The sequence below is a fragment of the Thiobacillus denitrificans ATCC 25259 genome (genome assembly GCF_000012745.1).
Classification (GTDB): domain Bacteria; phylum Pseudomonadota; class Gammaproteobacteria; order Burkholderiales; family Thiobacillaceae; genus Thiobacillus; species Thiobacillus denitrificans_B.
In genome coordinates this window covers 2434883-2447143 of the sequence record NC_007404.1, presented here as the reverse complement: position 1 = coordinate 2447143, position 12261 = coordinate 2434883, and the positions used below count along the sequence as shown (strand labels likewise).

General features: G+C 65.3%; 11 protein-coding genes. 10 read left to right on the top strand and 1 reads right to left on the bottom strand.

The window, feature by feature from the left end; genetic code table 11:
* Positions 1-7 precede the first annotated feature (7 nt).
* The 7 genes from TBD_RS11895 (at position 8) to TBD_RS11865 (ending at position 6825) form a co-directional block, all read left to right on the top strand.
* Positions 8-1306 carry an HlyC/CorC family transporter gene (locus TBD_RS11895; protein WP_011312883.1) on the top strand — a complete coding sequence of 433 codons (1299 nt, stop codon included), beginning with the start codon at positions 8-10 and terminating at the stop codon, positions 1304-1306.
* A gap of 97 nt (positions 1307-1403) precedes the next feature.
* Positions 1404-3119: a type IV-A pilus assembly ATPase PilB gene (gene pilB, locus TBD_RS11890; protein WP_011312882.1), complete on the top strand. Its 1716-nt coding sequence runs from the start codon at positions 1404-1406 to the stop codon at positions 3117-3119.
* Positions 3120-3131: 12 nt separating this feature from the next.
* A complete protein-coding gene (locus tag TBD_RS11885; RefSeq protein ID WP_011312881.1) occupies positions 3132-4355 on the top strand; it encodes a type II secretion system F family protein in 1224 nt (407 codons plus the stop codon).
* Positions 4352-5203: a prepilin peptidase gene (locus TBD_RS11880; protein ID WP_011312880.1), complete on the top strand. Its 852-nt coding sequence runs from the start codon at positions 4352-4354 to the stop codon at positions 5201-5203. The genes TBD_RS11885 and TBD_RS11880 overlap by 4 nt, the downstream gene beginning before the upstream one ends.
* The gene (gene coaE, locus TBD_RS11875; RefSeq protein ID WP_011312879.1) at positions 5203-5811 is read left to right on the top strand and encodes a dephospho-CoA kinase; all 609 of its coding nucleotides are present in this window, start codon (positions 5203-5205) and stop codon (positions 5809-5811) included. Before TBD_RS11880 ends, coaE begins: the two co-directional genes overlap by 1 nt.
* Positions 5812-5863: 52 nt before the next feature.
* Positions 5864-6619 (top strand): cell division protein ZapD, encoded by a 756-nt coding sequence (gene zapD / locus TBD_RS11870; protein WP_011312878.1) that lies wholly within the window; start codon positions 5864-5866, stop codon positions 6617-6619.
* On the top strand, positions 6616-6825 hold the full coding sequence (locus TBD_RS11865; protein ID WP_011312877.1) for a DNA gyrase inhibitor YacG: 210 nt from the start codon (positions 6616-6618) through the stop codon (positions 6823-6825). The genes zapD and TBD_RS11865 overlap by 4 nt, the downstream gene beginning before the upstream one ends.
* Here the strand turns inward: TBD_RS11865 and rpiA are convergent, their stop codons facing one another.
* Positions 6826-7482: a ribose-5-phosphate isomerase RpiA gene (rpiA, locus tag TBD_RS11860; RefSeq protein WP_011312876.1), complete on the bottom strand. Its 657-nt coding sequence runs from the start codon at positions 7480-7482 to the stop codon at positions 6826-6828.
* Positions 7483-7562: 80 nt separating this feature from the next.
* Here rpiA and ilvA point away from each other — a divergent pair, with 80 nt between their 5' ends.
* From ilvA to TBD_RS11845, 3 genes are all read left to right on the top strand, one after another.
* Entirely contained in the window at positions 7563-9080 is a 1518-nt protein-coding gene (gene ilvA / locus TBD_RS11855) for a threonine ammonia-lyase, biosynthetic (protein WP_011312875.1), read from the top strand.
* 149 nt (positions 9081-9229) lie between these two features.
* On the top strand, positions 9230-11179 hold the full coding sequence (locus TBD_RS11850) for a transglycosylase SLT domain-containing protein (protein ID WP_238376452.1): 1950 nt from the start codon (positions 9230-9232) through the stop codon (positions 11177-11179).
* A 43-nt stretch (positions 11180-11222) separates the two neighbouring features.
* On the top strand, positions 11223-12260 hold the full coding sequence (locus TBD_RS11845) for a complex I NDUFA9 subunit family protein (RefSeq protein ID WP_011312873.1): 1038 nt from the start codon (positions 11223-11225) through the stop codon (positions 12258-12260).
* The last annotated feature ends 1 nt before the right edge of the window (position 12261 follow it).

Here is a 12261-nt window from a genome sequence, read left to right as displayed (position 1 = left end):
GGACTGATTGGACAACATTTCCACCGGCACGCTGTTCGGCGTGCTCGCGGTCCTGCTTCTGACCTCGGCGTTCTTCTCTGCATCCGAGACCGCGATGATGGCGATCAATCGCTATCGCCTGCGCCACGCGGCGGACTCGGGCGTGCGTGGCGCCGTGCGCGCACAGGCGCTGCTCGATCAGACCGACAAGCTTCTGGGTGTGATCCTGCTTGGCAACAATCTCGTCAACGCGGCGTCCGGCACCCTGTCGGCGGTGCTGGCGATCCGCCTGTTCGGCGACGGCGAGATCGTGCTGTTCACGGCGACCCTGCTGCTGACCTTCCTGATTCTCGTGTTCAGCGAAGTCACGCCCAAGGTTCTTGGTGCGTCGTTTCCGGAGCGCGTGGCCTATCCGGCGACACTGCTGCTCGCGCCCCTGCTGAAGCTCGCCTACCCGGTGGTGTGGTTCGTGAATCTCTTCGTCCAGGGCATCCTCAAGCTCGCACACATCAAGCAACCTGATCCGACGCAGGGCAACAGCCTGGGCCTCGAAGAGCTGCGGACCATCGTGCTGGAATCTTCGGGTCGGCTGCCGCGCGAGCACCACCGGATACTGGTGAACCTGCTCGAGCTCGAAGACATCACCGTGGACGACGTCATGACGCCCCGAAGCCAGATCGAGGCGATCGACATCGAGGACGATCCGGAACGCTTGCGCCAGCAGATCTCGACCAGTCACCACACGCGCCTCGTCGTCTACCAGGGTGCGCCCGACGCCGTTCTCGGGGTTCTGCACGTGCGTCGCGTCCTCCACGCGCTGAGTGGGGACGTGCTCGATCCGGAGATGATGAAGCAAAACCTCGAGGAGGCCTATTTCGTTCCCGCCGGTACGCCGCTATTCACCCAGTTGCGCAATTTCCAGACCGCCCGGCGACGGCTCGCGCTCGTGGTCGACGAATACGGCGAGCTGCAGGGGCTCGTGACGCTCGAGGATCTGCTCGAGGAGATGGTCGGCGAATTCACCACCCAGGCGCCTTCCGACACGGGCTACCTGCGCAGGGAAGAAGACGGAACTTGGCTCGCGGAAGGTTCCGTGCTGTTGCGCCACCTCAACCGCAAGCTCGGCCTCGCGCTTCCGCTGGACGGGCCGAAAACCCTCAATGGCCTTTTGCTCGAACACTTCGAGGACATTCCGGAGGCCGGGGTGAGTCTCAAGCTCGGCGATGTGCCCGTCGAAATCGTGCAAACCCAGGATCGCGCGGTCAAAATGGCGCGGATATACCTTCCGGCCGTACCGGAAGCGGCGTCTTCGCGCGCCTCAACTTAGTCGAAAAATCGCCGTTAAGGCGTTTGATTCTGCGTCGACCGCCTTCCCCGCGGGCGATGCCGACCCTGTTTGAGGTGGATTTGTCGAGAAACGAGCAATGGCCGCTGTAACGAACACGAACAACCTGACCGGGCTGGCGCGTGCGATGGTCAACCACGGCTGGCTGTCCGAGCAGGACGCCGAGGGGGTGTGGAATCGTGCGCACCAGTCCGGCGACTCGTTCGTGACCGAGCTGATCAAGGGGCGGCGCTTCAAGGCCGACCAGGTCGCCGAATTCGCCGCGGCGTCCTTCGGCTTTCCCTATCTCGACCTCAACGCGATGGACGCCGAGAGCCTGCCGCAAGGCCTGCTCGACCAGAAGCTGGTGCAGAAGCGGCGGGTGCTCGCGCTCTATCAGCGCGGCAACAAGCTGTACGTGGCGACCTCCGACCCCACGCACCTGCAAGCGCTCGACGAGGTGAAATTCCAGACCGGGCAGGCCGTCGAACCGGTGGTCGTCGAAGACGACAAGCTCGGCAAGCTGATCGAAAAGGCAGGCGAGGCCTCGGAAAGCACGATGGCCGTGTTGAACGCCGAAGACCTCGACCTCGATTTCGCCGACGAAGAGAGCGCCGCCGCAGTCCAGGAGACCGGCGGAATCGAGATCGACGACGCCCCGGTCGTGCGCTACCTGCAGAAGATCATGCTCGACGCCATCAACATGGGCGCCTCCGACATCCACTTGGAGCCCTACGAGAAGTTCTACCGCATTCGCTACCGGCGCGACGGCATGCTGTACGAAGTTGCTCAGCCGCCGATGGCGATCAAGGACAAGGTCGCGTCGCGCATCAAGGTGCTGTCGCGTCTCGACATTTCCGAGAAGCGCGTGCCGCAGGACGGCCGCATGAAGTTGGTGCTGTCGAAGAACCGCGCGATCGATTTTCGCGTCAGCACCCTGCCGACGCTGTATGGCGAAAAAATCGTGATGCGTATTCTCGACCCGAGCAGTGCGCAGCTCGGGATCGAAGCGCTGGGTTACGAGCCCTGGCAGAAGGATCTGCTGATGGACGCAATCCGGCGCCCCTATGGCATGGTGCTCGTCACCGGGCCGACCGGCTCCGGCAAGACCGTGTCGCTCTATACCTGCCTGAATATTCTGAACAAGCCCGACGTCAACATTTCGACCGCCGAAGATCCGGCCGAAATCCAGTTGCCCGGAATCAACCAGGTCAACGTCAACGATAAGGCTGGGCTGACGTTTTCGGCGGCGCTCAAATCCTTCCTGCGGCAGGACCCCGACGTCATCATGGTCGGCGAGATTCGCGATCTCGAAACCGCGGACATCGCGATCAAGGCGGCGCAGACCGGACACATGGTGATGTCGACGCTGCACACCAACGATGCCCCCGGCACGCTGACGCGTCTGCTGAACATGGGTGTCGCGCCGTTCAACGTCGCCTCGTCGGTGATTTTGATCACCGCCCAGCGCCTCGGTCGACGTCTGTGCAGCTGCAAGCAGCCCGCCGACGTTCCCACGGAAACCCTGCTCGCCGCAGGCTTCACCGAGGATCAGCTGGACGGGACGTGGCAGCCCTACCGGCCGGTCGGGTGCGAGATATGCGGCGGCAGCGGCTACAAGGGCCGCGTCGGCATCTATCAGGTCATGCCGATCACCGACGCGATGACGCGGATCATCCTCAAGGGCGGCAACGAATCCGACATCGCGGACCAGGCCAAGCGCGAAGGCGTGCTCGATTTGCGCCAGGCGGGTCTGTTGAAGGTAAAAGCCGGGCTCACCTCGCTGGAAGAGGTCGAGGCCGTTACCAACATTTAAGGAAATTCTTCGATGGCGACAGCGGCAAAGGCAGTCAAGGACGCGACCTTCCTGTGGGAAGGCATGGACAAGCGCGGCAAGAAGGTCAAGGGTCAGATCCAGGCCGCCGGCGAAACGCTTGTCAACGCGCAGCTACGCAAGCAGGGGATCCGGGTCACGAAGCTCAAGAAGCAGAGCAATCTTTTCGGCGGCGGCAAGCGCATCACCGAAAAGGATGTCGCGCTCTTCACGCGGCAGCTCGCGACCATGATGAAGGCCGGCGTGCCCTTGCTGCAGTCGTTCGAAATCGTGGCCCGCGGGCACTCCAACCCGTCAATGCAGCGGCTGCTCATGGAGATCAAGGCCGACATCGAGAAGGGCAGCAGCCTCACGCAGTCGTTTGCACGGCACCCGCTCTATTTCGACGCACTCTTCTGCAACCTCGTCGGGGCCGGCGAGGCGGCCGGTATCCTCGAGGCGGTGCTCGACCGGCTCGCGGTCTACAAGGAAAAGATCCTCGCGATCAAGGGCAAGATCAAGTCGGCGCTGTTCTACCCGGTGTCGATCATCGTGGTCGCCTTCGTCATCACGGCGATCATCATGATTTTCGTCATCCCCGCCTTCAAGGAGCTATTCAGCAGCTTCGGGACGGACCTGCCGGGACCGACCCTGGTCGTGATGGCGATTTCGGACTTTTTCGTCACGTGGTGGTGGGCGATTTTCGGCGGAATAGGCGGCGGCATCTACGCGTTTCTGCAGGCGTGGAAGCGCTCGCGCAAGATCCAGATAGCCATGGACCGATTCTTGCTAAAGTTGCCCATTTTCGGCGCGGTCATTGAAAAAGCGACGATCGCGCGCTGGACGCGCACGCTATCGACCATGTTCGCGGCAGGCGTACCGCTGGTCGAGGCACTCGAATCGGTTGCCGGCGCGTCGGGCAATCAGGTCTTCGTCGAGGCGACGCAGAAGATCCGCGGTGAGGTTGCGACCGGGACGGCCCTGACCGTCGCGATGCAGAACTCGGGGCGCTTTCCGAATATGGTGCTGCAGATGGCGGCGATCGGCGAGGAGTCGGGCTCGCTCGACGCGATGCTCGGCAAGGTCGCCGATTTTTACGAGTCTGAAGTCGATGACGCCGTCGAGGCGCTGTCGAGCCTGATGGAGCCCCTCATCATGGTCGTGTTGGGCACGCTGATCGGTGGGATGGTCATCGCGATGTACCTGCCGATCTTCAAGATGGGCGCGGTCGTCGGATGACGCTATTCGTCGCCGAACCGGCCCTCTTCACAGGGCTGGTTTTCCTGCTCGGCCTGCTCGTCGGCAGCTTTCTCAACGTCGTCGTCCACCGCCTGCCGAAAATGATGGACGCCGAATGGCAGGCGCAGTGCGCGGAGCTGCGCGGCGAGCCGTCGCCGGCGGGGCCGCGTTTCAACCTGTGGGCGCCGCGCTCGGCGTGCCCGGCCTGCGGCCACGCGATCACGGCGCTCGAGAACGTACCGCTGCTTTCGTGGCTATGGCTTCGCGGACGGTGCGCGTCTTGCAGGACGCCGATCAGCGCGCGCTATCCGCTGGTCGAACTGCTCGCGGCGCTGCTCTCCGCGGCGGTGGCCTGGAAGTGGGGGCCGACGGTCCAGGCCGCCGGTGCATTGCTGCTCGTCTGGATGCTCATCGCGCTCGCCTTCATCGATCTTGACACGACGTTGTTGCCGGACAGCCTGACGCTTCCACTGCTCTGGGCCGGCTTGCTGATCAATCTCGGCGGACATTTCGCTTCCCTTCCTGACGCGGTCGCCGGCGCGGCCGCGGGCTACCTCGTGCTATGGTCGGTCTACTGGATGTTCAAGCTGGTGACGGGCAAGGAGGGGATGGGCTATGGTGATTTCAAGCTGCTGGCGGCGATCGGGGCGTGGCTCGGCTGGCAGTTGCTGCCCGTCACGCTTCTGCTCGCGTCGGTCGTCGGGGCGGTGGTCGGCATCACGATGATCGTCGCCGTCAAGCACGACCGCCGTGTGCCGATCCCGTTCGGCCCCTACCTCGCGGGCGGGGGACTCGTTGCCCTGTTCTTCGGTGCGGACCTGACGCAGGCCTATCTCGCGCAGTTCTGATGTTCACGATCGGGCTGACCGGCGGCATCGGTTCCGGCAAGTCCGCAGCCGCAGAACGGTTTGCCGAGCTCGGCGTGCCGGTCATCGATACCGACGTGATCGCGCACGAGCTGACGCGACCCGGCAGCCGCGCGCTGGACGTGATCCGCGCATCGTTCGGGGAGGCGGTCATCGCCGCGGACGGCTCGCTCGACCGCCCCGTGCTGCGTCGCCGCGTGTTCGTCGACCCGGCTGCGCGGCGGCAGCTCGAAGCGATTCTCCACCCCCTCATTCTTCACGAGGTGAAGGCACGGCTTGCGTCGCTTTCGGGGCCGTACGCGGTGGCGGTCATCCCCCTGCTCGTCGAGACCGGCGCCTATGATGCGCCGGTCGACCGGATCGCGGTCGTCGACTGCCCGGAAGAACTCCAGATCGCGCGCACCATTGCGCGCAGCGGACTCACCCCCGATGAGGTCGGCGCCATCCTCGCAGCGCAGGCGGCGCGGCCTGCGCGCCTCGCGGTAGCCGACGACGTCATCGTCAATACCGGCTCTTTGGCGGCGCTTCGCGACCAAGTCGACGCGCTGCATCAGCGCTATCTCACGCTCGCTGCAAACCGTCTGCCTTGATTTTCAGGACGGATCGGCGACAATCGGGTGAACCCAACCGACGCGTTGCCGCGTGATTCACTACGAATATCCCCTGAGCGAACGGATCCGCACCCTGTTGCGGCTCGAAGATCTGTTCGAACGTTTCGATGCCCATGCCATGTCTTCCGCTGCGCAGGCGCATCACGCCGCGCTTCTGACTTTGTTCGAGATGGCGGAAGTGGCGGCGCGTGCCGACCTCAAGTCCGACCTGTTGCAGGAGCTCGACCGGCAGAAGGCCGTGCTGACCGCCTTGCGCGGCAATCCTCACGTCCAGTCGGCAACTCTGGAGCAGGTTCTGGCCGCGATCGACGCGGCACACGACGGCATGTATCAGCTTCCGGGCAAAGTCGGCAATCATCTGCGCGAGGACGACTGGCTGATGGCGGTCAAACAGCGTGCGGCGATCCCCGGCGGAATGTGCGAATTCGACCTGCCTTCCTACCACTACTGGTTGCATCAGCCTGCCGAGCAGCGCGTGGGCCAGTTGCAGGCCTGGGGCGCGCCGTTCGCTTCGATCCGCGCGGCGGTCGGAATCGTGCTCGGCCTGCTGCGCGACAGCGGTCAGCCTGAGTCGCAGGAGGCAGCCAAGGGACATTACCAGCGCATGCTCGAGTCGCGCAATCCGCAGCTGATCCGCGTCACCCTGGCGGATCATGTGCCCTGCGTTCCCGAAATATCGGCGAACAAGTACATGCTCAACATCCGCTTCGTGCACGCCGGGGTCGGCGCGCCGCGAGGCTGTGCCAGCGAGTCGATCCAGTTCGAACTGACGTTTTGCACCTTATGACGAATGCGAGCAAGCCGCCGGTCGTCAATTGTCCGATTTGCGGGGCAACGGTGAAGTGGCTCGCCGAGAACCGCTGGAAACCGTTCTGCAGCGAACGCTGCAAGCTCATCGATCTTGGTCAGTGGGCGACCGAGAAATATCGCGTGCCGGTGGAACCGAAGCCGGATGAGGGCGAGACGCCCGACCAGGCCGAGCGTCCGCAGTGACTATCTCGTGAAGGTCTTGACCCCGGTCGACGTGCCGAGCAACAGCACGTCGGCGCCGCGCCGGGCGAAGAGGCCGTTGGTGACCACGCCGACGATCTGGTTGATCGCGGTCTCGAGCGATACCGGGTCGATGATCGAAAGGTTGTGCACGTCGAGGATCACGTTGCCGTTGTCGGTCGTGAAGCCCTCGCGCAGGCGGGGCTGGCCGCCGAGCTTCACGAGCTCCCGCGCGACGTGCGAGCGGGCCATCGGGATCACCTCGACCGGCAGCGGGAATTTGCCGAGAACGTCGACGAGCTTGCTGTCGTCGGCGATACAGACGAATTGCTTGCTGCACGCCGCAACGATCTTTTCCCGCGTCAGCGCGCCGCCGCCGCCCTTGATCATCGCGAAATGCTGCGTGATCTCGTCAGCCCCATCGACGTAGACCTCGAGCTCTCCGACGCTGTTGAGGTCGAGCACCTGTATGCCGTGGCTTTTCAGCCGCGCCGCCGTCGCCTCGGAACTCGCCACCGTGCCCTCGATGCGCCCCTTGACTTCGGCCAGGGCGTCGATGAAATGGTTCGCGGTCGAGCCGGTTCCTACGCCGATGATGCCGCCCTTGGCATAATCCACCGCAGCACGCGCTACGGCTCGCTTCATTTCGTCTTGGGTCATGATGTTTTCGTCGATTTGAGTCCAGCCCACTAAGATAGCGGCATCGCACCCTTTTTACAAACGCACCTCAGCCGCCCGCCATGAGCCACCCAGACGACTACCTCGAACGCATTCTCACCTCGCGCGTCTATGACGTCGCGATCGAATCGCCGCTCGAGGTCGCGCACAATCTTTCGCGTCGCCTCGACAACCAGATCCTGCTCAAGCGCGAGGACCTGCAGCCGGTGTTCTCGTTCAAGTGCCGCGGCGCGTACAACAAGATGGCGAAGTTGACCGCCGCGCAACTGGCGCGCGGCGTCGTCGCGGCGTCCGCCGGCAACCACGCGCAGGGCGTCGCTTTGGCGGCCGAAAAGCTCGGCGCGACGGCCACCATCGTCATGCCGGCGACGACCCCGAGGATCAAGGTCGACGCGGTCGCGGCGCGCGGCGCCCGCGTGATCCTGCACGGCGACAACTACGACGAAGCCTACGAGCATGCGATGCAGCTGGCGAAGGAGGCGAAGGCGACCTTCGTCCATCCCTACGACGATCCCGACGTGATCGCGGGCCAGGGCACGGTCGCGATGGAGTTGCTGCGCCAGCACCCGGGCCCGATCCACTCCGTCTACATCCCGGTCGGGGGCGGCGGTCTGATCGCGGGTATGGCCGCCTACATCAAGCGGCTGCGGCCGCAGATCAAGATCGTCGGCGTCGAGCCCGAGGACGCCGACGCGATGGCGCGTTCGCTGTGCAAGAACACGCGCGTGACGCTGCCGCGCGTCGGCATTTTTGCCGACGGCGTCGCGGTAAAAAAGGTCGGCAAGGAAACCTTCCGGCTGGCGCAGCTCTATGTCGACGAAATCATCCGCGTGAACAACGACGCGATCTGCGCAGCGATCAAGGACGTCTTCGAGGACACCCGTTCGATCCTCGAACCCGCGGGCGCGCTTTCGATCGCCGGCATGAAAGCGGCGATCGCCGGTGACAGGCTGAAGGGGAAGACGCTTGCCGCCGTGGCGTCTGGCGCCAACATGAACTTCGACCGCCTGCGCCATATTGCGGAGCGCGCGGAACTGGGCGAGAAGCGCGAAGCGATTCTCGCGGTGACCATTCCCGAAACGCCGGGCAGCTTCAAGACCTTCTGCGGCCTGCTCGGCGCGCGCAACATCACCGAATTCAACTATCGCTACGCCGATCCGCGTGTGGCGCGGGTGTTCGTCGGACTGTCCGTACCCGGTGAGGGCGAGAGCAAGCGCGTCGTCGAACTGCTCGGGCGGCACGGCCTCGAAGCGATCGATCTGAGCGACAACGAAATGGCCAAGCTCCACATCCGCCACCTGGTCGGCGGGCGCGCGCCCGACGCGGTGAACGAGGTGCTGTACCGCTTCGAGTTTCCCGAGCGCCCGGGCGCGCTGATGCAGTTCCTGCAAAGCATGAGCCGCGGCTGGAACATCAGCCTCTTTCATTATCGCAACCACGGCACCGACTACGGGCGCGTGCTGGTCGGCATCCAGGTGCCGGACAAGGAAAAACCGGTCTTTCAGAAATTCCTCGAAGGCCTCGGCTACCGCTACTGGGACGAGTCGCGCAACCCGGCGTACACGCTCTTCCTGGGCTGAGCTACGATCGCTCCTACCGTGCTGGGGCAGCGGGCTTGCGGCGCGGGTGAACGGCCCCGGGCGCGGCGCCGCCGACGTCATCGTAGTGAATTCCGCTCAGGTAGGGCGGCCGGGGCGCATGTTACCCTCGTGCGATGCTTCGAACAGTCTTGGTTTTCCTGCTCGGCGTGCTGTCGGTCACGCCGGCCGCCGGCGCATCGGGTGACGCTGCGGTAGTCGATGCGCAACGCGCGTATGCGGCGCGTCGGGTCGCGCAGCTCGAGCGCGCGGCTGCCGACGTCCCCCCCAGCCACGTGCTCGCGCCGCTCGTCGAATACTGGCGCCTCGCGCTCGCCAGCCGCACCGACGACGCGCGGATTGCGGATTTCCTGGCGCGCTATCCCGGCACGCGCATGGCTGAAGCATTGCGCGCGGACTGGCTCAAATCGCTCGGCGCACGCGGCGAGTGGGAGCGCTTCCTCGCGGAGTATCCGCGCCTGGTCCGGGCCGATGCGTCGCTGCAGTGTTATGCGTACCGGGCCGAGCGGGCGCGCGGAAACCTGACGCGTCAGGGCGAAGCCGTCGCCTTGTGGTTTACTGGCCGCGACATGCCATCGGCGTGCTCGCCGCTGTTCGCGCAACTCATCGAGGCCGGCCTGATCGGCAGCGAAGACATCTGGCGGCGTTTTCGTCTCGCACTCGCCGCGCCCAACCCGCGTGTCGCAGCTGTCGTCGCCCAGTCCGTAGCCGAGTCGCCGCAGCCTTCCGCGGCGTTGATCGACGCAGCCACCCGGGCGCCGTCCGGGCTGCTCGCGAACCCGGGCAAGCTCGATTTCGGCCGCCGCGGCGATCGCGAGATCGCGCTCTACGCGCTCGACCAGCTGGCGCGCCAGGATTCGAGCCAGGCGGAGCAGGCGCTGCGCCGCTGGTCGCCGCAGTTCACCGACAGCGAGCGACGGGTGGCGTGGGCGCGCCTCGCGACCTGGGCGGCGCGGCGTCACGAGGCGAATGCATTGACCTGGTTCGCCGCCGCCGGGGAAGTCGAGACGACCGATTTCCAGCGCGAATGGTGGGTGCGTGCAGCACTCCGTGCGGGCGACTGGAAAACCGTCGAACGGGTGATCGACAGCATGAGCGAGGACCTGCGCGCGCAGGCGACATGGCGCTACTGGCGCGGCCGCGCGCTGCAGGCCAATGGTTCGCGCGGCGCGGCGAACGCCATTTTTCTGGCCCTGTCGCGCGAGCACCATTACTACGGGCAGCTCGCGCAGGAGGAACTCGGCCCGGTGCTGCAGTCGCCGTTGCCCAACGTGAAGATGGGCGGCGACGACCTCGCTGCGATGGCGCGCGACCCCGGTATCGCACGGGCGCTCGCGCTGCTCGACCTCGGCTTGCGCAACGAGGCGACGCTCGAGTGGAACTGGGCGACGCGTGAATTTACCGACGCCCAGCTCCTCGCCGCCGCGGAAGTGGCGCGGCGCAAGGAGTGGTACGACCGCGCGATCTACACCGCGGAGCGCACGCGCGACATGCACGATTTCGAGTTGCGCTTTCTCGCGCCGTACCGCGAGCTCGCGCGCGAGGCGGCGCGCGAAAACGGCATCGACGAAGCCTGGGTGTTCGGCTTGATGCGGCAGGAAAGCCGCTTCGTCAACGTGGCACGTTCGAGCGTGGGTGCCGCGGGCCTGATGCAGATCATGCCGGCGACGGCACGCTGGATCGCGCAACGGCTCGGCATCCGCAAATTCGACCCGCGTGAGATGCGCGACCCGGCACGCAATATCCAGTTCGGGGCGTATTACCTCAAGCACGTGCAGACGTCGCTGGACGGCTCGCCGGTGCTTGCCACGGCCGCCTACAACGCCGGCCCCGGGCGCGCGCAACGCTGGCGCGACACGGCGGCGATGGAAGCCGCGGTCTACATCGAGTCGATCCCCTTCGCCGAGACGCGCGATTACGTCAAGAAGGTGATGAGCAACGCGATGTACTACGCGGTGCGCTTTGGCCAGCCGTCGGTGTTGTTGAAAGACCGGCTCGGCGTCGTGCCGCCGCGCAGGATTCCGCTCGCGGCCCTCACGGAACCACAAGGCTCTCTGGAACTCGGTCAGACGGACGATTAAAATCGGCGCTGCCTTCTATCCCTATATTCCTGCACACGATTCCATGAAGATTCAGCGCATTTGCGTTCTCGGCGGCTCCGGCTTCGTCGGTACCCACCTCGTCAGCCAGCTCGCCGCGCGCGGGCTCAATGTGCGCGTGCTGTCCCGGCGCCGCGAAACCGCCAAGGAGCTCATTCTGCTGCCGACCGTCGAAGTGGTCGAAGCCGATGTCCACGACGAGCACGAACTCGTCCGGCACTTCCGCGGCATGGACGCCGTCATCAACCTCGTGGGCATCCTGCACGAAGGCAAGGTCGGGCGCGCCGACCTGCCGAGCGCGCGGCGCGGCGATTTCCAGCGTGTCCACATCGAATTGCCGCGCAAGATCGTTCATGCCATGGGCGAGGCGAACGTGCACCGCCTGCTGCACATGAGCGCGCTCGGCGCGGACCCCAATTCGCGTTCGGCTTACCAGCGCTCCAAGGGCATCGGCGAGGCGCTGGTGCGCGAGGCTGGCCGTCGCCACGTCGAGCACGAAAACTGGTATCTGAACGGCCCCAAGTTCATCCACGGCTACGGCCTCAACGTCACGGTCTTCCGCCCCTCGGTCATCTTCGGGCGCGGAGATTCCTTCCTGTCGATGTTCGCCCGGCTGCTGAAGCGCTTTCCGGTGCTGCCGCTCGGCTCGGGCGACGCCCGCTTCGCGCCGGTGCACGTCGAGGACGTCGCGCGCGCCTTCGCCGACAGCCTCGACAACGTCGCGACGTTTGGCGAGACCTACGAATTGTGCGGCCCCCGGGCCTACACGCTGCAGGAACTCGTGAGCTACGTCGGCGAAGTCACCGGCAAGCCCCGGCGCATCGTTCCTCTTGGAAAGTGGCCGTCGTATTTCCAGGCCTGGGCGCTCGAGTTCAAGCCCGGCAAGAAGCTGATGACCCGCGACAACTACTACGCGATGGGAACGGACAACGTCTGTGCCGCGGGCTGGCCGGCGGTCTTCGGCTTCGAACCCGGTTCGCTCGAAGCGATCGCGCCCGAATACCTGCGCGCCGACACGCCGCGCGCGCGCTACGAGGACTACCGCGAGACCGCCCGCCGCTAGG